Below are 21,303 nucleotides of genomic sequence, written 5' to 3'. Positions count from 1 at the left end.
ATGAACTTGAGGATTAAAGCTATTTTAGACCTCGCAGGTTTTAAAAACCTGCGAGGTTGCTTCCTATTTCTTATGCGAAAACAACCAACTTAACAATTCAGGTTCGGCAAAGGCACTATCCCAACTATTGTGGTTTGCGTTAGGGTAAAGCGTAAATTTCACTTCATCTCCCACTGTTTTTAAACGTTCGGCAATGGCAATTGTCAATGCGCCGGATCAACAATATCATCTTTTGCACCATGGAAGATCCAAAGTGGTATTTTTTGGTATTTTTTAATGTTATTGGTGTTGTCGCCACCACAAATGGCAATAGCAGCGGCAAATTTACGGCGTCTCTTCTTAAAAGTTCGTAAGTGCCCATACCGCCCATTGATAAGCCTCCCACATAAACCTGCTCTTTATTTACATAAGGCTTTTTAAGGAAATCTTTAACCATTCCCTGCAGTGCATGCATAATTTTGGTTGGTTTTCCACCTTCAACAAAAACTTATTTTCCTTTTGCCACTGGCATCTTTATCGAAATTGGCATTTGCCCAAAAATCGTTTGATGGGCACTGAGGAAAAACTACAATGGCAGGGAAGTTTTTACGTACATCATTTTTTAAGAACAATTTACCACCATGCACCAGCTGACTGTCATTATCATTACCTCGCTCTCCGCTTCCATGTAAAAAGAAAATAATCGGATATTTTTGATCGGGATTAAAATTTTCGGGAAACAGAACTCTGTAATAAATCGAATCCTTTCCTTTTATGAAACTCCCCCTGTCGTATTTTTTTAAGTCTTGAGCGTTTAAAAAAAGTACTGAAAAAAGAATGCAGATGGTAAAAAATATCTTTTTCATCCGTTTAGTTATTAATGCGTTGCTAATTATTTTTAATGGGATAATGGGTTGCAAGCCGGGCTTGATTTTAATGGTAATGACTTCATCATAACTTGTTATTCCATGTATATTTTGGAAAACTATGATGGTTTCATTCAACAAAAATAAAAAACCCTGGCTACTTTACAATAGCACAGGGTTAATAAACAAACCTAATTATTTTTATTTCAGGCTGAAAGATGCTTCTTTTACATCTTTTGAATTTGTGCCTATAAATACTTTAAAATCACCGGGTTCTGCTGCGAATTTTAATGCAGAATTGTAAAATTTAAGGTCATTTTCTGATATGTTAAAAGTGATCTTTTTGCTTTCTCCAGCTTTTAAACTCACCTTTTGGAATCCTTTCAACTCTTTAACCGGACGGGTAATACTGCCCACTAAATCCTGAATGTACAACTGAACCACCTCTTTACCATCATATTTACCTGTATTGCTTAAGGTAACCGATGCAGTGATTGATTTTCCTTTGCTTAAGCTGTTCGAACTTAGCGTAATGTTGCTGTAGCCAAATGTGGTATAGCTTAAACCAAAACCGAAAGGATATAATGGATCGTTGCTTACATCTAAATAGTTAGAACGGAACTTTTCGAACCATTTACCTTCTGCCAATGGCCTACCGGTGTTTTTATGTGCATAATATAGCGGTACCTGACCTACATTTTGAGGAAAAGTTGCACTTAGTTTTCCTGATGGATTAACATCACCAAAAAGTACATCTGCTATGGCACTTCCAGCTTCGCTACCCGGAAACCAAACATTCAATATTGCTGGAATATTTTCCTGTTCCCAGTTTAAGGCCAGCGGGCGACCTGTAAATAGCACCAAAACAATTGGTTTACCTGTTTTTGCCAACGCTTTTAAAAGGTTTTTTTGTGTTTCAGGAATCTGGATATCAGTTACGCTGCTGCTTTCGCCGGTAAATTCAGAACCTTCACCAATTGTGGCCACAATAACATCTGATTTTTTGGCAACCTCTAAAGCTTCTTTAATCATTTCGGCCTCAGTGCGGGGATCGCGTTTGTAAGTAGGGTTGTGGATGTTTACATAACGGTGCTCCATTGTAGAATCTGCAAGGAAATTTGCACCACGAGCTGTTAAAATTTTCGCATCGTTACCTAAGGCATTTTTTAAACCCTGAAGCACAGTTACCGATTTATCAAAAAGTGCTGCCACACTCCAGGTACCATACATATTGGCTGTGTTATCTGCTAATGGACCGATTAAACCAATTGTACCTGATTTTTTTAATGGAAGTAAATTGTTATTGTTTTTAAGCAATACAAAACTTTCTGAAGCAACTTCACGCGCAATCTGACGGTTAGCCGCACTAAAAACCTCTTTTTCTGCTCTTTCAGGGTTACAGAATTTATAAGGATCGGTAAACAAACCCAATTTATATTTGGCCTGAAGCACCAATCTGCAAGCCCTGTCTATCTGGGCAAGAGCAACTTTTTTCTCAGCCAGCGATTTCTTTAAAGTTCCCAAAAACCCTTCGCCTACCATATCCATATCAACACCAGCATTTAAGGCCAGGGCAGAAACAGTTTGTAAATCGCCCATTCCGTGCGCAATCATTTCAGGTATACCGGTATAATCGGTTACCACAAAGCCTTTAAAACCCCATTGGTTACGTAGAACATCGGTCATTAACCATTTACTCCCTGTTGCCGGAATACCATCAACCTCATTAAAAGATGCCATTATACTGGCCGCTTCTGCATCAACCGCAGCTTTGTAAGGAGGGAAATATTCGTTGTACATGCGTACTTTACTCATGTCGGTGGTATTGTAATCTCTACCAGCTTCGGCAGCACCGTAAAGTGCATAATGCTTTACGCAAGCTAAAATTTCATTGTTTGCCTGCAGTTTCCCTTGATAACCTTTTACCATGGCTGCGGCAATTTGTGACCCAAGGTAAGGATCTTCTCCACTTCCTTCTGAAATGCGGCCCCAGCGTGGATCTCTGGAAATATCAACCATCGGAGAAAATGTCCAGTTGATGCCACTTGCACTAGCTTCAATGGCGGCAACCCTGGCTGATTTTTGAACTACATTCATGTCCCATACGCAGCTCATTCCCAAAGGAATTGGAAAAACAGTGTTGTAACCATGGATAACATCCATTCCAAAAAGTAATGGAATTTTCATGCGACTATTTTCAACCGCAATTTTTTGAACAGCTTTAATCTTATCTACACCTTTGATATTAAATAAACCACCAACTTGGCCGGCCTTAATTTTTTTAGAAATGTCGCTGCTGTTGGCTTGTCCGGTAGTGATATCACCAGAACTTGGTAAGTTCAACTGACCAATTTTTTCATCAACAGTCATTTTCGCCATCAGGTTGCTGATGAAAGTATTCATCTTTGCATCTTCTGCCGAAACAGGTTTTTTGTTTTGTGCCGATCCGTTCAGCACAAGCAGGGTTAAAAAAACAACCAGGATATTCGCTCTCTTCATTATATGTGTGTTTTACTCTTTATTAATCAAATTTTACTGATCGTTTAAAAAGATTGGTTATTTCCAAACCGTTTAAAACGATTGTGGGTGATTTCTTATTAATTTGCTGGTATGTGTTTCCAGCGTTGCCTAAATAAAAATGTTTATTTAATCAACTTTTTTTACTTCAGTTTTTGCCGATACACCATTCTCATTTATGGCCTCAATAGAAAAATAATAAGATTTTTGACTGTCCATTGCTTTAAACCAGTATTCGTTAAAATCGTGTATCATGATACAATTGTAAAGCTTATCTGGTGCTGTGCCATAGTAAAGGTTGTAGGCAAAGGCATTATCTACAGGTTCCCATTTAATGTAGGCACTGCGTTTATCTTTTTCTGTGCGGAGTACAATCAGATTTTTCACTTTAGTTGGTTTTTCCCCGTTTCCGTTACCAAAAATGCGTAAACCGCTAATGGCAAATTTTCCGGTAGGCATATGGATGTTAACCATTTTGATAAACCTCGTTTTTACAGGGTTTGGGAGCTCAATGTAATCATGTGGTACATCGGTTTTATTTTGGCTTTTATCTACCAGGGTTGTCCATTTTTTACCATCAGTGGAGGATAGGATTTTATATTGGTGAAAAATCCCGGTCTGTTTACCAAGAAATTCTGCATCCTGATCGGCATAATTGATCTGGATGGCATTAACTGTTGCCAGGCTACCCAAATCAGTCTGAATCCATTCGCCGTTGTTTGCTGTTTTAGCGCTCCAATACGTTTTAATGTTTTCATCAACGGCATAATTGGCATTAAAACTTCCCAATGTTGAAGAAACGGTTACTGGCTTTTTATAGTTGATGAGCATCCAGCCTGGGCCTGCCGGGTCACCTTCTTTTCTTTCGGCAGGTAAATAAAGTGGGTAATCGCCAAATGCGGTGTTGGTCCACATTACATCATCTTTATCAAAACCAGTCGGCCAAATGCCAATTCTGCGTTCCCAGGTGTTTTTTACACAGATGATACTGGTAGAAATGTGCCAATAATTTTTGCTATTGTCTTGAAATGTGGCGCCATGACCAGCACCTCTTGAAAAACCACCTCCTTTATAGCTCAAGGGATCGGATTGTGGAGTAGATGGATTGTCGTAAAACAAGGGTTTGTTGCCCACTACCACTTCGTCAGAATATCCACTAAATTCCGTTCCGGGTGCACCATATTGAAAGTAGTATTTACCATTATGTTTAGTCATCCAGGCACCTTCTGCAAAAGGATCAAGGAAGGTATTGTCCATATATTCTCCAAAACGTTGCCAGCCATACCGCCAGCTCTCCAGTAAATACATTGGTGTACGGGTACCCTTTGGCTGGAAAGTTTTGCGGTCTAATTCTACTCCATACATAGGATAATTGTTGCTGCTTCCGTTGTACATGTAAAATTTGCCATCATCATCGGTAAAGAATGATGGATCCCAACCTCCAATTTCTAAAGAATCTACCAATGGGAACCATTTATTGCCTTTAGGATCTGTACTTCCCCATAAGGTGAAGTTTTTGGTATACGTGCTGCCAAAAACAACCATGGTATCGCCAACAATGCCAACACCAGGTGCGCATAGTTCATCTTTAGTTTTATTCCATGGGCGAAGGAATTTTCTTTCATGAAATTTCCAGTTCAGCATATCGGCACTGTGCCAGTAGCCCCATTGGTTGGTACTAAAAAGATAAAAATCCCCTTTATAATTTACAATTACAGGATCGGCAGTTGCGCGATGTTTTCCCCACTCGGTGAAAGATTCGAAAGGTGTATAACCGTAATCGATATTAATCGGGTTACAATAGGTTTTCTGTTTTTGAGCAAGTACCGCTAAAAATGAAGTGAAAAAGAAAATTGTAAGTATAGTTTTTCTCATTTTATTGGCTTTAAATTATTTTATTTCCGGGCTTTCAAAGCCGAGTTTGGTTAAGCCATTTTTTACATCGGTATTTTTCATAAATAACTTCCAAAGCAGCCCTGATCTGTAATTTTCGATCATCACTACCATTGGTCCCTGATCTATGCCTAAATATCTTTTTGGGTACCAGTTGTCGGTTTCAGAAAAGGCATCATAAAAGCCATATTTACCCCAAACTTTATCGCCCAGGTCTTCATAAAGGTGTCTGATTACCTTCATCGATTCTTTAGGAGTATAAGGTATGGATGAAATTGCAGCAGTAGGAGAAATAACGCCCAAATCTTCCTGAAGGCTATGGGCTGCATAACCTTTTACTGAATAACTAGCGGTTAAACCCCAGTTATTTTCACCATAACCTTTAAATTTCTTCGGATTGGCCACACAGTAATCGTGGATAGCCAATGTTTGATTTACATTATTTTGCCAATAATCAGCATAACGATCTTTTAAACCTTTCGGGTTTAAGCCTAAATATGAGTAATGTGCCCAAAATAACGGACCCACAGAATTTTTTGCACCTTGATAATCTAATGGAATATGATGACCATACAGATCGAAATTCGCTTTAATTGCGCCACTCCTTGCCCAACCTTCGTGGTATACTTCGGCAGGAACGCCATGGGTAGGGGATGAGACTGCCATAACATACATAATTAAACATTCATTATAGCCTTTTACAGGAAAGTTCATTTCCCAGTTGTATTCTGGCGACCAATGCCAGTACAATACATTTTGCCCATTGCGGAACCAGTTAAAATCGATGCCTTTCCAAAGCTCATCTGCTTTTTTTGCCAGGGCTTTTTCGGGTTCGGTTCCATTTTTATAATATTCGTTGATGCAGATTAAAGCCTGCGCCACAAATGAAGTTTCAACTAAGTCGCCTCCATTGTCTTTTTGTCCGAATGGACGTACTTTTCCAGTCTCGCCATTTATCCAGTGAGACCAGGCTCCATGAAAACGATCTGCTTTGGATAGGAAATCCAATATTTTGTTTAATCTTTCCAAACCCTCTTGTTTGGTTACATAGTTTCTGTCAATACCACTTAAAATAGCCATCAACCCAAAACCTGTTGCCCCTGTAGCAACTGTGTTTTTATCATTTTCAGGATAAACGTTATCTACGTGAAAACGCTCCCTGCCAGCACCTGATGTTGGCTCGGCTCCATCCCAAAAGTATTGGAAGGTTTGTTTCTGAACGAGATCCAATAACTCAACATCTGATAGGTTTTTCTTGATGGTGAGATCAGGGGTATATTTGCTGTTTTTATGCTTTGAACAAGCACTTACAAGTAAAAAAGAGCCTAATGTGGCTGCAAATATTAAAGTAATTTTTTTTAGGTATGTTTTTGACATGGTACGGAACAAAGGAAATAAAGGCTGTCGGTTTTAGCCGACAACCTTTATTTAGATTTAAGTTTTAATAGCCAGGATTTTGTTTTAATAATCCACCGCTTAAGTCAATTTCATTCTGAGGAATTGGCCAAACTTCATTTTTATTTGCTTTCCATCCTTTAGGACCAAAAACTGTTGCTGCTCTTCCCTGACGTATAACATCAAAGTAACGGTCGTTTTCCATTGCAAGTTCAACCTGTCTTTCTTTCCAGATCGCTTGACGCAATGCATCCTTATCTGTGGTGGTTACATTTGGAAGGATATTATTATTTCCACCTCTTGCACGTGCACGTACCTTGTTTAGTGAGGTTAATGCTTGCGAAGGATTGCCCAATTCATTGGCAGCTTCTGCGTTCATTAAAAGAACATCGGCGAATCTCAATACCCTGAAATTCTGTTGCGCACCTTCGTTAAAGCCAGATACCCGTGTTGCAAATGGAACATACGATTTTTGATTGTATCTTTCGTTTGGTACAGTAGTAGGGACTAAATCGCCTTGAGGGGTAGTTTCTCCTTTAAATAAAATAGTTGCATCTCTGCGTGGATCTCCTGGTTCAAAAGCATTTGCTAGTGCCTCAGATGGTGTATTGAAACCCCATCCCATAACACCGGCTACACCCTGAACCTGGCTATATTGCGAATTTGAAGCATCTGCATTACTCTGTAATAATTCTGCCTGTACTTCAAATAAAGACTCAATATTATTTTCATTTTGTGTTCTGAAACCTTTCTCAAAATCTGGAAACAGATCATATCCTAAGCCCATTACCTGGTTGGTAAGTGCAAGTACATCTGCCCATTTGTTTTGATACATGGCAACTTTAGCTTTCATGCCAAGTGCTGCACCTTTTGTAGCCCTCCCTAAATCTGCAGAACCGTATGATTGTGGTAATACAGCAGCTGCTTCTGTCAGGTCTTTTTCAATTTGAGCATATACCGCAGCTTTCTCAGCTTGTGGAATATTAAATTCTGTATTTTCTTTAGGCACTGTTAGTCTTAAAGGAACTCTTCCATAAGCTCTTACAAGTCTAAAGTAAGAATATGCCCTGATAAATTTTGCTTCAGCTAAATATCTGGCTTTAAGTGCGGCATCCATATTGATATTTGGAACATTATCTAATACCTGGTTGCAAAGATTAATGTTTTGATACTGACCTGTCCAGAAATCCTGTAAGGTGCCATGTGTAGCGGTAACCGTAAACTGATCATACAAATTGAAAAAGGTTGCATCTGTAGGTGTACTACCTTTATCGGCTTCGTCAGATCCGGTACTTTCTATAGCAATTGCATTAAAGGCCACATTGTTCCAGCTGCGTAAATTGGCATAAATTGCATTTACACCTTTTAAGGCATCATCCTGGTTTTGCCAAAACGTAGCAGAAGGCTGTTGACCTTGAGGGGGAACATTTAAAAATTCCTTTTTACATGATGCTGTAAAGAGCATTGCGCCAAGCGCGGCTGCAATTACGCATGATTGTATATTTATATTTTTTTTCATTTTGATGTCGATTAGAAAGTTACGTTAACGCCGAAATTATACGTTGCGAATAATGGATAAACGTTAGTATCTATGCCTGCATTTGTAGGTGCTCCACCAACTTCAGGGCTAAAGCCTTTATATCCGAAGATGTTAAGTGCATTTTGGGCATTTGCAAATACTCTTAAACGCTGCATTTTCATTTTACTGCTTATGGCGCTTGGTAATGTATAACCCAGTTGGATATTTCTTAACCGGATATAGTCACCTTTTTCTACATAGAAAGAATTTGGTGCATTATTTAATCCACCAGCTAAATCAGCAGATGAATATGTATTAGATGTTCCAGCACCCGTCCAACGGTTGTTGATAAAATCTTTAGTGAAATTCTCATTACCAAAACGGTTACCCAAGTTCGCGTTATATACACTAACATCAGCAACGCCTTGAATATCTAATGTTAAATCGAAATTTTTATAGGCAAAATTAGTGTTTACACCATAGGTAAATTTAGGATTTGGATTTCCAAGTACTACCCTGTCTCTTAAATCAATCACGCCATCGCCATTAGTATCAGCGTATTTAAAATCGCCTCTTTTAAAACCTGGCCAAGCTGCGGCTTCAGCATCTGTTTGGAAAACTCCTTCAACTTGATAACCATAAAACTCACCAATCGGACGATTATTCACTGTTCTGGTTGATAAGTATCCACTGGTTAATCCTGCGCCTCCTCTGTAAATTGGATTTGCTCCAGATGTTACGTTGATCACTTTGTTTTCATTCATGCCAACATTTCCACTGATGGAATAAGTAAACCCACCGTCTGTTTTATCAGCCCAAGTTGCAGAAAATTCAAAGCCTCGGTTTTGGATATCTGCTTGATTTGCAATAAGAGTTGGGGTTTCAGCACCTGTATTTCCTAATATTGGAATATCAAATATTGATTGCTCAGTTTTTCTGTTATAATAATCTGTTTCGATGGTTAATCTGTTATTCAGAAAACCCATTTCTAAGCCAATATCAGTACCTGCACTTCTTTCCCAATATAATGTTGGTGGAACAAATGAATTAATACTGGCACCGGTATAAGGAATGCCATTAAAAAAGGCAATATATCCAGGACTCTGATCTACTCTTAATACAGTAGGGTTAATTGGAACACCAGCATTTCCTACTTTACCCCAGCTTCCTCTAAGTTTTAAATTACTGAATATTTTTTGATCTTTCATGAATTCCTCATTACTGATCACCCATCCTGCACCAATAGAAGGGAAATTCCCCCATAAGTTATTCGTGCCATAAAACTGTGAAGCACCATCTCTTCTTATAGAGGCATTTAATAAATACTTGTTTTTATAAGAATAATTAACTCTTCCGAAATACGAAGCAAAGGTTGATAATTCACCTAGATCTGTAACGTTTCTGGTAGACGCATCGCCAAGTGCTAAATACAAATCTCCTTCTGATGAATAAGGAACGTTTAATGCATCTGCATTGATCGTATACATTTTATTACGCTGGGCAGTTTGTCCTACCAACACTGTTAAACTGTGGTCGTTCCACTTTTTATCGTAAGTTAAAGTGTTTTCTATAATCCAGTTTCTGTTTTCAACACGATCAATATCCAATTTACTATTGGTATTTTGTTGGGTATTGCTTGCTTTGTACACCGGAATATAACCTCGAACTTCGTCCTGACTAAAATCACCACCAAAGCTTGTTTTAAATGTGAAGTCTTTCAAAAACTTCAACTCTGCAAATATATTTCCGGTAACCTTGTATTTTGTGGTTTGCTGATTAAAGAAATCCAATGTAGCTTGAGGATTCATGTTACTGCCATTACCCAAGTTAAATGCATTAGGATCGCCATAAGTTCCATCAGCATTAAATACCGGAACAACAGGAGAGGCTGCGTATAAGGCCCTGAATATAGATGATGGTGCATCTTTAGACTTGCTTGAAGCTGCTGTTACATTATATCCAATTTTTAATGGTTTGAAAATCTGGAAGTCGTTTGATAATCGGGCTGTATACCTTTTATAATTGTTGTTTTTAACAATTCCGTCCTGATCCAAATAACCTAAAGATAAGTTATAAGTAGATTTTTCGCTTCCACCACTAACAGAAAGCTGGTGATTGGTAATCAAAGCATCTCTTAAAACTACATCATACCAGTTGGTTCCTTCTCCAAGGTTGGTATTTGAAAATAATGGAGCAACAGCAGGGGTTTGAAGTGCATAGGCCTCATTTACTGCAGTAGCATATTCTGAAGCATTTGCCATCTCAACCTTGTTAGTCACCTTCTGGAAACCCACGGTACCATTGTAATTGATTACAGCATCACCTTTTTTACCTTTATTTGTTGTTACCAGAACTACACCATTGGCAGCCCTGATACCATAAATAGATTGCGCAGAAGCATCTTTTAAAATACTAATATTTGCAATGTCAGAAGGGTTTAAAAAGTTAATATCATCATACCATACACCGTCTACTACATATAATGGTACTGTTTTACCATAAATGGTACCGGTACCTCTGATGGTGATGGTTGGTGAACCGCCTGGCGTACCAGTATTGGTAATGGAAACACCTGCTACTTTACCTTGTAATGCACCAACAGGATTTGTTGAAATCTGTTTTGAAATATCTTCTCCCTTTACTGAAGCTACAGATCCTGTAACATCAATTTTTCTCTGCGTACCATAACCCACAACCACAACCTGCTCTAATTGTTGTGTTGATGATGCTAGGGATACATTAAGGGTAGTTTGATTATTTACAGCCTGCTCAAGTGCTGTATAGCCTACAAAGTTAAATACTAATGTGGCATTAGCCGGCGCGCTAATGGAGTAGCCGCCGTTTACATCTGTTTGCGTGCCAGTTTGTGTGCCCTTAACTAAAATAGTTACGCCAGGTAAAGGTGTTTTATCACCCCCATCAATTACCTTACCTTTTATGGTAATGTTTTGCGCAAATGCTACGTTAATTGTTAGCAAACAAAATGCAGCGAGAACAGAAATTCTTGTAAAGATTCTTTTCATGCTTTATTATAAATTTAGTTTAATTGTTAGTTAAATGTGAGGTTGTTTTTGATGATGTGCAAGTGTTTCTACCTCTACATTAATACATCATGAAAACCAATTTGGTTTAGTTAACGATTAAACCAAATGCCATTTTAGGTCAAAAACACAGTTTTATTGGATTTTAACATAATATTAACATATGGTTAAGTGTATAAATAACACTAAGTGATTTGTGGGGCATAGAAACCCGGTATGAGAGGTAATGATGTAGTGCTGATTTGATGTTTAATAGCAAATAATCCGCAAAAAGCGTTTTTCGCACAAATTTTTCCGTGCTACTCTGATTAAGTTTTTGCTTTTAAAATGAGGTAAATTAAAGCTCCATTAAAAACTCAGTTAAGTTTTTATCATGTGGCACTTCGAGCTTTTTACGCAAACGGTAGCGGCGTATTTCTACACCTCTTAAACTGATATTAAGTAGTGACGACATTTCTTTGCTACTCATATTCATCCTTAGGTAGGCGCAAAGTTTTAAATCGTTCGGAACAAGATCCGGGTGCTGTGCTTTTAATTTTTTAAAGAAACTTTCGTGTGCTTCATTAAAGCTGTTTTCGAATAAATGCCAATCCCGTTCATCATTCATTCCATCGTTAATAACCTTCTGGATTTTTCGGGTTTGATCATCCGAAAGCTTTTTGCCATTTTCGTCTTTAAGTTTGGTTATTTCATCACTTAGTTTCTGTAGCAACTCATTTTTGTACACTAAAGTCATGGCAGAGTTGGCCAATTCTCTGTTTTTGGAAGCCAGTTCGGCCTGTAGTTTCTCCGTTTGCAACTTAATGATCTGCTTTTCATTAATTTCAGCTTCTTTTCTTAATTTCTCTTCTTGCTCAGCTTGTAAACGGTCACTTATTTTTTTACTATCCCTATTAAGTTTTCGCTCGTAAAGTTTTTTGCCTAAAATCAACACGATTACAAATAAGATAGTGTAGCTCAATAATGCCCAGTTATTAAGGTACCAGGGGCGCAAAATGGTAAAAGAATAGGTTGTTTCCTGGCTTACTGTATTATCATCTATTTTGGCCCTAACTTTAAAAACATAATTACCTGCACTTAAATTGGTAAAATCTTTCTGTGTGGCGTAACTCCAGTCAGACCATGATTTTGAATAACCTTCTAAATAAAATTGATATTTAACCTTAGCCTGGCGGTAATATGGCAATGCATAAGAAATTCTGATGTTATTTCTGCTGTTTTGAATCTCCGTTGTTTCCTCATTATTTCCTGATTCGCTTATGAGTGAAAACTTATCGGTAATGTCTTCAACACGACGGATCAGCACAGCCGGAAGCTTCTGCTTCTGCATATTCAGCTGGGCAGTTGGATTATAAATCACAAAACCATCATCAACACTGATCAGGTAAATTGAATTGCTAATTCGGCTGATGTTTTCATAATATTGTACCATCCGGCCATCTAAAATGCTAAACTGGTTCGAATCTATCTCTACCTTTCCAGGCTCGCTAAAATTAACGAGGGCCGTTTTTCCATGGTTAATAAACCAATATTTTTTACCACCAGCATTAATAATTTTATTGGAAGATTGAAAAGAGCCTAGTTCCTTATTTAACGCTTCATATTTGGTAAATTTATTGCTCAGCTCATCGTAGGTGTAAAAACCTGCATCAGAAGAAAAAACAATCTTATTTTCTAAATTGAAAATGTTGATGTTATAATTACCCGGCAAACCATTCTTTTCATCGAAATATTTAGTACTCGTTACACTGGTATAATTTGCACTTAAAGTTAGTTTAAATAAACCTTTGTACGCATGTGCAACCCAAATATCTCCTTTATTATCTTGTTCAACATACCTGGATGGAGCATCAAATCCTGTAACATTCGTCACAAATTTTAAACCCGATGCCGAAGATTCTGTAAAAAGCGAAAGCCCGGTGTAAGTACCCTGAACCAGGTAATTTGGATTTGTATTGAGTTTTTTAATCGTCCAACCGCCGGCAGATCTTGAAAGCCAGTCGATCTTATCTCCGTTTACTTTAAATGTACCACTATTATGCCCGCAAATGAGTTCATTGTCAATAATGGTGAGTTCCCATACCTGGCCCTGCGAATTGGGAATTAACCGGAAATTAAAAGGTAAAAGATTATCCGGCGACCAATCACTATAAAATAAACCCTGGTTAGTACCCAGATAAATTTTATTGTTGAAAATAATACTGGAATACACGGTACCGAACTGACCAGTTTTATCAAAATAGAAATATAAAGGCGAATTAAGTTCAATCCTGTCGATCCCGTTATCCAATCCCGTCCAAAGATTCTGTTCATTATCTGCGTATAAACTTAAAACAGTGTTGTTTTGTAAACCGCTCGATTTATTAATGCGTTGTACAACCCTTCCATTTTCGTCAATAATGATCAATCCGTTCAGAATGGTGCCGTAAGCAAAGTATTTACCCAGCAAGCTAACACCATTGTTGAGTTGATAAGTTTTAAGGTAACTGTTGGCAGGAGTGTTCAATGGTGTAAAATCTTTCCCGTCATAAGTAAAAAGCCCATTTTTACTGGTGCCGATTATCAATCCATTGGTTTTATAAGGAAGGATGGACAGAATCCCTTCTTTGCCAAGTTTTTCACTATTTGGGATATGAATCAGTTTATTTCCAACAAGTTCGAAGAGCCCTTTTTCAAGTACCTCTATAAGGTATCGGTTATTTATTTTATGCAGAAAGAGAAATGAAGATGGCGATTTTACCACCTCGATTTTGTTATTTTTATAGATGAAAATTTTAGAAAAGGATTGAAAGATCACCCGATCCTGATCTACATAAATTTTCCATACCTCATCATTTATTTTTATGCCTTTAGGTAATAAACTGATAAGCGAGTTATAACTTAATTTATTGTTTTTAATGGCCCAGTAGCCAAATTCGCCAAAGCTACCTGTGTAAATACGCCCCTTATTATCAGTAGCTACCGATCTTACAATCTGCCTGTTGGGCATCTGGTATTTTTGCCAATAGCGGCCATCAAAAGTTAAAAGTCCTTCAGCGTTACCAAAGTACATTACGCCATTTTTATCTTTTGTGATGCTCCAGTTTTGGTTTCCTGATGAATAAACCGATTTGGGATAATTTTCTATATAGGGTACGCCAATGCTTTTAATCTCTGAGGCATAGCAGTTAATCGTAAAACTGGATAAAAGTATTAGGAACCGGAAATAGTTTAGCATAAAATGGCAATTGGGTAAACCCATTATTACACAAAGTAAATGAAAAATTGTTTAATAAGGGCGATACACCGCACAATCGTCTTGCTGAATTTATTTCAGCATCTATTGTTAAGATATGCTCTAAAATGAATTCAGGTTAACAACACTAAAAACCAATACAACCGTCTTGCTGAATTTATTTCAGCATCTCTTGTTAGGATATGCTCTAAAATGATTTCAGGGTAACAACACTAAAAACCAACACAAGCGTCTTGCTGAATTATCTTTAGGCCTTAACCGCTACCGGCTGAGGAACCTTCACATAATAGCCAGTACCATCATATGGGCGTTTACGAGGATTTGTAGTGCACGCTGTTGAGCAGCAACCCTGAAGTTCTTCTCCGCATTCATCACATTGAGTAATGTGCTCATTACATTCCGGATTGGCACAATTGATCATTTTTGGGGTAGTTTTACCGCAATTATAGCAAACCGAAACTATGGTTGGATTTACTTCATTTACATCAACAGCAATACGGTTATCAAAAACATAACATTTACCTTCAAAATCTTTTCCACCCGCTTCTTTACCGTATTTAATAATCCCGCCATGCAATTGGTAAACATCATTAAAACCGTGATGTAATAGTAATGCAGAAGCTTTTTCACACTTAATGCCACCAGTGCAATAAGTCAGTATTTTCTTGTCTTTATATTGTGCAAGCTGATTAATCTGCTCCGGAAAATCTCTGAAATTCTCGATATCTAGTGTTACTGCGTTTTTGAATTTCCCGAGGTTATGTTCATAATTAGAGCGTACATCAAGGATAATAACATCCTCGTCATCTTTCATTTTCATGAAATCAACCGGTTCTAAATGTTTTCCTGTTTTTTCATTGGGATTGATAATCGAAGTATCCCTTAAACCCGAATGCACAATTTCAGATTTATAACGGCAGTGCATTTTAAGGAAAGAAGGCTCTTCAACATCGTCTATTTTGAATTCGGTTTTAGCGAAACGCTCATCCGCATGTACCGCTTTCATGTAAGCTTCGCAAGCTTCAGCCGTTCCCGAAACGGTTCCGTTCAAACCCTCATCAGCAACGATAATGCGGCCAACTAAATCCAGAGATTTACAAAATTTAAGGTGATCGGCAGCAAATTGTTCTGCCTCTGCTATGTAACTATAGCAATAGTAAAGTAGTGTTTGATATTTTTTCATAACGCTGTTGATACCGTTGCAAACGGCGTTTAAAGCGGGGCAAAGATAGTAAAAAAGGATGAAGATAGAAAGGCTGAAGGCAGAAAGGTTGAAGGCATTTATGCCCTAAACTCTTCATCAACAAACTTATCATCGATTTGAAAATTTAGGTGTATTTGCGCTAAAATTTCCTGCCCTCTACCTTCAACCTCATTAAAAGCCGTAAGAAATTCTAAATCCTTGCGTTAATTTGGTGCCGCCATCATAAGCAAAACCATAACTTGCCCTTAAAACCAAGCGTTGAATACCAAAATAAAACTCTTTATAATTCCTTTTTTCAGGAGAGGAAAGATAACCCCCACCAATAAATTCTTCCAGTTTAGCTTTACGCAACAATGGAATTTTGTTCATGAAAAAACCTGCAAAATTATGCTCCAAATGTGCTTCAAAATATTGCTGGTTGGTACTGAACTGGTAAAAATCCAAATATTGGAACTTTCTTAAGTTAGGAGGGAAAATTGTAGAAATATTACCCGCAAAGTGTTTAAAATCAGGGTAATACATTTTATCATTATTTAAGAACTTGCCAACACCTGCCAGAAAAGATGTATAACCCCATAATCCCAATCCGATTCTGTCTTGAGAAACCTCCAGCTTAACAAAATCATAGTCAATATCGCTATTTAAGACACCATGAAATCCCTTTTTATACAATACCGTAATTTTAGGAAAGCGCGATTCTGTATAAAACTTACCATCAGGGCGTGTAATGTATTTTTGCCCCATGGTATAAGTTAAACTTGCGGTTGCACTAAGTGAATTATAAGTTGGGAAAAGTGGTGTCTCAACAGTCGGACTAAAAGGATTGTTCGAAGTAAACTCCCTGTCTTTTGCATCTATAAACTTAAATGTAGTGCTATTACTTAAATTCTTGTTATGGCTGTAATCAACACTTACACTTGCTTGTAAACCTGTGGCCAATTCGCGGGTGGTGTTGATGTTGATGAAATTCTTTTCGTAAAATTTAGAGAAGTTTTTCTCATAAAACAAGGAGTTGATAGAATTACCCAGAGCCGTCATAGAGCCCAGGTTGTTCAAGTCGAAAATTCCGTTTCCGAAAGATGCACCTACACTGGCTCTTTTAAGTGGGTTGTAATAATAACTTCCTGTTAAACTTCCTGTAAGTTTTTGATTTGCAAAGCCATACCTCAATTCTGGTCGTATGGAGTAAGATCGTCTATTGGCGAATTCTTTACGGTAAGTAACGCCATATTTAACGGCAAACCCTTCTACAGTATTGTAAAATATTGCCCTAAGCACAGGGTCGAACGACCAATATTCTTTATCATAACGATCGTTAATGCTATATCCCCTGAGCAACAGTTTGCCAATTCCGAATTTGTTGTTGTCTTTTTCTAATGAATCAAGATACTTTTTCGATTCTTTAAGTTTGGCAATACTATCCTTTTTAACATAATTAAGCTTTTCATCACCTGTTAACGGAATAGGCCGGTTATTGGCCCAGTAAGCAGAATCTTTCTTGTTTACCATTTCGGTAATTTTCAAAATTTCGCCACTGAAATAGTTTTTAGGGAATTTTGGATCAATGTTGTAATTGTTATATATCCCAACGTAATAGCCAGCAATTTTAAAGCCCAATACATTACCGGCAAATTGAAAGTTAATGGCCGTTGGCATATAAAGATCTTTAACCTTGGTAAACTGTTGACTGATGTTTAGAGTGTCAATAAAGTTGATGCCGGCGTTTTTGGTAAGGTAAACATCGGTGTTGTATATTCTCCAGCTTTCATCTATAATGTAAATAATCCCTCTAAAAACAGGATCGTTTTCACGGCGTGGAATTACCTCAATTTTATGAATAAGCTCCCCATTTTCTTTGCTTTCGCCAAGCAGCTTATATTTATAATAAAATAGTGCATTATCTGCAATCGGAGAAATAAATCCCCTTGCACTCAATTTATTTTCGAGCAGGTAATTGTCGTAAAAATTAATAATCAGATCCGATGCTTTGTTAAAGCTAAAAGCATTATTCCTTCCAGCAACTTTTGACGAAATCATTTCTTCATGTACATCATTTGGTCTTCTGAAATTAAACTTACTCTGTGATTCTGAAAGATAAATAATCCCTTTTCTATTGGTGTCGAGTTCTAACACTTTTTGAATATCCTGACCAAAGAATTTTTTTGGAGCACCCTTTAAGCGTTGCACACCTTTAATATAAACATCGCAACTAAAGGCCTTAACTTCTTCTAAATGTGTTTTTCTTTGTTTAATTGCCTTACGGATAATGGCATAAGCAGGATCTTCGGCATTTGCCCTGATATTTACATTTTCTAAAGTATAACTTTCGGATGTAACGGTTACATTAAGGGTTAAATCATCCTTAAGGTTAATAATGTGATCCTGCTGCTTGTAGCCTACTGCCCTGAAACTTAAGGTATATTCTCCGCTTTTTAGCTTCATCGAATATTTTCCATCAACATTTGCAGAAGTTCCGGTAGTGGTGTTTTTTAGATAAACAGAAGCAAAAGGAACAGGCTGACCGCTGCTATCTTTTACTGTTCCTGTAATGGTAAATTGTTGAGCTAAAACAAAATTGGTGAGGCCACAAAAAAATAGGAGCGCGCAAATTTTTATCATAAGTTAGATTAGTAAGCTATAAATATCGAATAACTTTTAAGACTATACATATAGGGGTGTGTTAAAGTTTGTTAAGATCGAAAAAAAATAATTTGCATAAACCGATTTACTTACCGACTTAAAATTTTCACAGATTATACAATCGATCAAACGTTTGTGTGTAAAATATAGGGATAAAATTGCGTTTTTAGGTCGGAGAAGACTTTTTTTTATAACTTTGGGCATAAAATCAACCATAAAAAGGCCATGTATAAAACATTACAACCTGTTCTTCAAAAAGAACTTGAAGAAATCGAAAACGCTGGATTATTTAAACGCGAACGTATTATTATTACCCCTCAGGGTGCCGATATTAAAGTAAGTGGCGGTGCTGAAGTAGTTAACTTTTGTGCAAATAATTATTTAGGGCTTTCTTCTCATCCAAAAGTGATAGAAGCAGCTAAAAAAGCAATCGACGATCATGGTTACGGAATGTCTTCAGTGCGTTTTATCTGTGGTACACAAGATGTGCATAAAGAACTGGAAGCAAAGATTTCTAAATTTTTAGGTACAGAAGATACCATTTTATATGCAGCTGCATTTGATGCAAACGGCGGTGTTTTTGAGCCATTGTTTAATGCAGAAGATGCCATTATTTCTGACGAATTAAACCATGCATCGATCATTGATGGTGTAAGGTTATGTAAAGCACAGCGTTTCCGTTATAAAAATGCGGATATGGAAGATCTTGAAAAACAATTAATTGCCGCTAAAGATTGCAGACATAGAATTATTGTTACCGATGGAGCTTTTTCGATGGATGGATCTGTAGCCCCATTGGATAAAATTGCTGATTTGGCTGATAAATATGAAGCTTTGATCATGATTGATGAATCGCATTGCACTGGCTTTATCGGTAAAAATGGTCGCGGAACGCACGAACATTTTAAAGTGATTGACCGTATCGATATCATTACAGGTACATTGGGTAAAGCTTTAGGTGGTGCATCAGGAGGTTTTACCTCTGGAAAAAAAGAAATCATCGATATGTTGCGTCAGCGCTCACGGCCTTATTTATTTTCCAATACATTGGCTCCGGCAATTGCAGGCGCATCTATCGCCGTATTGGATATGTTGAGCGAAACCACTTCTTTAAGAGATAAATTGGAAAACAATACCAAATATTTCCGTGAGAAAATGACGGCAGCCGGTTTTGATATTAAACCTGGCTTTCACCCGATTGTTCCGGTAATGTTGTATGATGCTAAAATTGCGCAACAATTTGCAGCAAAAATGTTGGAAGAGGGTATTTATGTAATTGGCTTTTTTTATCCGGTTGTACCGCAAGGCAAAGCAAGGATCCGTGTGCAGTTATCTGCCGCTCATGAACAACACCATTTGGATAAAGCGATTGCCGCTTTTACCAAAGTTGGTAAAGAATTAGGTGTGATTTAAAACTTATAGATCTAACGTAAACAACAAAAGCCGCTTTATGTGGCTTTTGTTGTTTACGGGTTCATTTTCTTTTATAAGGATATTGTAAACAGATTATTTGAACCCGGCAACTTTAAAAATATTAGATAATTTGCCGTATATTTGAAGCCATGTTACAGGACAAAATAACACTATATACCGATAAAATTAATGCTTTCGTAACCGAAAAAGCAGACGAGTTAGAGCAATTCCGCATTAAATACTTAGGAAGCAAAGGCATTATCAAGGAGATTTTCGACGAATTTAAATCTGTTTCTGTTGAAGAAAAAAGATCATTAGGAAAGGTTTTAAATGAGTTTAAACAACTTGCCGAATCTAAATATTTAACATTAAAGGAATCTACAGAAAGTACTGAAACCAATACAGAAAGCGCTCAACTGGATTTAACTTTACCAGGTGAAGGTTTCGAAATTGGTTCGCGCCATCCATTGGCCCTTGTGCGAAGAGAGATTGTAGAAATATTTGCCAAATTGGGTTTTACGGTAGCAGAAGGTCCTGAAATTGAAGATGATTGGCATAATTTCTCCGCTTTGAACTTCCCTGAAGAACATCCGGCAAGAGATATGCAGGATACTTTCTTTATTAAAAAAGGTGGCGAAAAAGGCGATATTGCTTTGCGTACACATACTTCTTCCGTACAGGTACGGATGATGGAGCAGGGCCAACCACCATTCAGGGCAATTATGCCTGGTCGCGTTTACCGTAACGAAGCCATTTCGGCACGTGCACACTGTTTTTTTCATCAGGTAGAAGGTTTGTATGTTGATGAAAATGTTTCATTCGCAGATTTAAAGCAAACCTTGTTTTATTTTGTTCAGGAGTTATATGGAGAAGGAACCAAAGTGCGTTTCCGTCCATCATATTTTCCTTTTACAGAACCATCTGCAGAGATGGATATTTCTTGTACCATTTGTAAAGGAGCCGGTTGCCAGTTTTGTAAATATAGCGGCTGGGTAGAGATCTTGGGCTGCGGTATGGTAGATCCTAATGTATTGGAAAACTGCGGTATAGATTCTAAAAAATACAGTGGTTTTGCATTTGGAATGGGAATAGAGCGTATTACCAACCTAAAATATGAAATTAAAGATTTGCGTTTATTTTCAGAAAATGATTCACGTTTTCTGAAGCAATTTAAATCGGCTTTAATTTAATGATGAAGCATTTATACAGCATATTGTTTGTGCTTGTTTTTGCCACAGCTTGTGGTAAAGATGAAGGTTACATTCCGGATGTGCCTGTTAATTATAATGTTACCTTAACAGAATTCAGTATAAAAGCTGTAAATAATGTATTGGTGGTTTCTAATTATGGTGTTGGTGGCTTGTTAATTGTTAAAACGCCATTGGGTACTTACGTAGCCTTTGATCGTTGCAGTACTGTAAATCCAGAGAAAATTTGTAAGGTAGCTCCGGATGAGAGTGGCGTAACGGCTACTGATGCATGTTCGGGTGCTAAATTTTCACTGCTTGATGGCAGTCCGCAGAAAGCACCAGCCGAAAGAAGCTTAAAAGCATACAATATTTCGTTGCAGGGCAACACACTATTACACGTAAGCAATTAAA

The 21,303-nt window shown here is 37.5% G+C and carries 13 protein-coding genes; 3 read left to right on the top strand and 10 right to left on the bottom strand.

Annotation, left to right across the window (positions count from 1 at the left end):
- Positions 1 to 163 precede the first annotated feature (163 nt).
- The 10 genes from AC0IWE_RS01225 to AC0IWE_RS01180 all read right to left on the bottom strand — a co-directional run bounded on the left by AC0IWE_RS01225 (position 164) and on the right by AC0IWE_RS01180 (position 18,268).
- The gene (locus AC0IWE_RS01225) at positions 164 to 454 is read right to left on the bottom strand and encodes a hypothetical protein (RefSeq protein WP_471791601.1); all 291 of its coding nucleotides are present in this window, start codon (positions 452 to 454) and stop codon (positions 164 to 166) included.
- A 22-nt stretch (positions 455 to 476) separates the two neighbouring features.
- On the bottom strand, positions 477 to 845 hold the full coding sequence (locus tag AC0IWE_RS01220) for a carboxylesterase family protein (RefSeq protein WP_471791600.1): 369 nt from the start codon (positions 843 to 845) through the stop codon (positions 477 to 479).
- A gap of 201 nt (positions 846 to 1,046) precedes the next feature.
- Positions 1,047 to 3,344, bottom strand: a complete 2,298-nt coding sequence (bglX, locus tag AC0IWE_RS01215; protein WP_471791599.1) for a beta-glucosidase BglX — start codon at positions 3,342 to 3,344, stop codon at positions 1,047 to 1,049.
- Positions 3,345 to 3,491: 147 nt separating this feature from the next.
- Positions 3,492 to 5,237: a discoidin domain-containing protein gene (locus AC0IWE_RS01210; RefSeq protein ID WP_471791598.1), complete on the bottom strand. Its 1,746-nt coding sequence runs from the start codon at positions 5,235 to 5,237 to the stop codon at positions 3,492 to 3,494.
- 15 nt (positions 5,238 to 5,252) lie between these two features.
- Positions 5,253 to 6,632 (bottom strand): glucoamylase family protein, encoded by a 1,380-nt coding sequence (locus AC0IWE_RS01205; RefSeq protein ID WP_471791597.1) that lies wholly within the window; start codon positions 6,630 to 6,632, stop codon positions 5,253 to 5,255.
- A 64-nt stretch (positions 6,633 to 6,696) separates the two neighbouring features.
- Complete coding sequence (locus AC0IWE_RS01200; protein WP_471791596.1) at positions 6,697 to 8,169, bottom strand: RagB/SusD family nutrient uptake outer membrane protein; 1,473 nt, start codon at positions 8,167 to 8,169, stop codon at positions 6,697 to 6,699.
- An 11-nt stretch (positions 8,170 to 8,180) separates the two neighbouring features.
- A complete protein-coding gene (locus AC0IWE_RS01195) occupies positions 8,181 to 11,192 on the bottom strand; it encodes a SusC/RagA family TonB-linked outer membrane protein (protein ID WP_471791595.1) in 3,012 nt (1,003 codons plus the stop codon).
- Positions 11,193 to 11,547: 355 nt separating this feature from the next.
- On the bottom strand, positions 11,548 to 14,427 hold the full coding sequence (locus AC0IWE_RS01190) for a triple tyrosine motif-containing protein (protein WP_471791594.1): 2,880 nt from the start codon (positions 14,425 to 14,427) through the stop codon (positions 11,548 to 11,550).
- Between the two features lie 265 nt (positions 14,428 to 14,692).
- On the bottom strand, positions 14,693 to 15,628 hold the full coding sequence (gene trhO / locus AC0IWE_RS01185) for an oxygen-dependent tRNA uridine(34) hydroxylase TrhO (RefSeq protein WP_471791593.1): 936 nt from the start codon (positions 15,626 to 15,628) through the stop codon (positions 14,693 to 14,695).
- Between the two features lie 192 nt (positions 15,629 to 15,820).
- Positions 15,821 to 18,268 carry a DUF5686 and carboxypeptidase regulatory-like domain-containing protein gene (locus tag AC0IWE_RS01180; protein WP_471791592.1) on the bottom strand — a complete coding sequence of 816 codons (2,448 nt, stop codon included), beginning with the start codon at positions 18,266 to 18,268 and terminating at the stop codon, positions 15,821 to 15,823.
- A 246-nt stretch (positions 18,269 to 18,514) separates the two neighbouring features.
- Here AC0IWE_RS01180 and kbl point away from each other — a divergent pair, with 246 nt between their 5' ends.
- The 3 genes from kbl to AC0IWE_RS01165 all read left to right on the top strand — a co-directional run bounded on the left by kbl (position 18,515) and on the right by AC0IWE_RS01165 (position 21,302).
- Positions 18,515 to 19,702 carry a glycine C-acetyltransferase gene (gene kbl, locus AC0IWE_RS01175; RefSeq protein WP_471791591.1) on the top strand — a complete coding sequence of 396 codons (1,188 nt, stop codon included), beginning with the start codon at positions 18,515 to 18,517 and terminating at the stop codon, positions 19,700 to 19,702.
- A 149-nt stretch (positions 19,703 to 19,851) separates the two neighbouring features.
- On the top strand, positions 19,852 to 20,892 hold the full coding sequence (gene pheS / locus AC0IWE_RS01170; RefSeq protein ID WP_055912403.1) for a phenylalanine--tRNA ligase subunit alpha: 1,041 nt from the start codon (positions 19,852 to 19,854) through the stop codon (positions 20,890 to 20,892).
- Positions 20,892 to 21,302 carry a Rieske (2Fe-2S) protein gene (locus AC0IWE_RS01165; protein WP_235526166.1) on the top strand — a complete coding sequence of 137 codons (411 nt, stop codon included), beginning with the start codon at positions 20,892 to 20,894 and terminating at the stop codon, positions 21,300 to 21,302. The genes pheS and AC0IWE_RS01165 overlap by 1 nt, the downstream gene beginning before the upstream one ends.
- The last annotated feature ends 1 nt before the right edge of the window (position 21,303 follow it).

This window comes from Pedobacter sp. AC402, assembly GCF_979252805.1.
Note: the sequence above shows the minus strand (reverse complement) of the source record. Positions and strands in the feature narration are given on the sequence as shown.

What these genes read in the sequence shown, in the direction of transcription:
- AC0IWE_RS01165 (WP_235526166.1), top strand. Translation starts at nt 20,892, where the DNA reads ATGATGAAGCATTTATACAGCATATTGTTTGTGCTTGTTTTTGCCACA.
- AC0IWE_RS01210 (WP_471791598.1), bottom strand. Translation starts at nt 5,237, where the DNA reads ATGAGAAAAACTATACTTACAATTTTCTTTTTCACTTCATTTTTAGCG.
- AC0IWE_RS01190 (WP_471791594.1), bottom strand. Translation starts at nt 14,427, where the DNA reads ATGCTAAACTATTTCCGGTTCCTAATACTTTTATCCAGTTTTACGATT.
- AC0IWE_RS01200 (WP_471791596.1), bottom strand. Translation starts at nt 8,169, where the DNA reads ATGAAAAAAAATATAAATATACAATCATGCGTAATTGCAGCCGCGCTT.
- AC0IWE_RS01225 (WP_471791601.1), bottom strand. Translation starts at nt 454, where the DNA reads ATGCATGCACTGCAGGGAATGGTTAAAGATTTCCTTAAAAAGCCTTAT.
- pheS (WP_055912403.1), top strand. Translation starts at nt 19,852, where the DNA reads ATGTTACAGGACAAAATAACACTATATACCGATAAAATTAATGCTTTC.
- AC0IWE_RS01205 (WP_471791597.1), bottom strand. Translation starts at nt 6,632, where the DNA reads ATGTCAAAAACATACCTAAAAAAAATTACTTTAATATTTGCAGCCACA.
- bglX (WP_471791599.1), bottom strand. Translation starts at nt 3,344, where the DNA reads ATGAAGAGAGCGAATATCCTGGTTGTTTTTTTAACCCTGCTTGTGCTG.
- AC0IWE_RS01195 (WP_471791595.1), bottom strand. Translation starts at nt 11,192, where the DNA reads ATGAAAAGAATCTTTACAAGAATTTCTGTTCTCGCTGCATTTTGTTTG.
- trhO (WP_471791593.1), bottom strand. Translation starts at nt 15,628, where the DNA reads ATGAAAAAATATCAAACACTACTTTACTATTGCTATAGTTACATAGCA.
- AC0IWE_RS01220 (WP_471791600.1), bottom strand. Translation starts at nt 845, where the DNA reads ATGAAAAAGATATTTTTTACCATCTGCATTCTTTTTTCAGTACTTTTT.
- AC0IWE_RS01180 (WP_471791592.1), bottom strand. Translation starts at nt 18,268, where the DNA reads ATGATAAAAATTTGCGCGCTCCTATTTTTTTGTGGCCTCACCAATTTT.
- kbl (WP_471791591.1), top strand. Translation starts at nt 18,515, where the DNA reads ATGTATAAAACATTACAACCTGTTCTTCAAAAAGAACTTGAAGAAATC.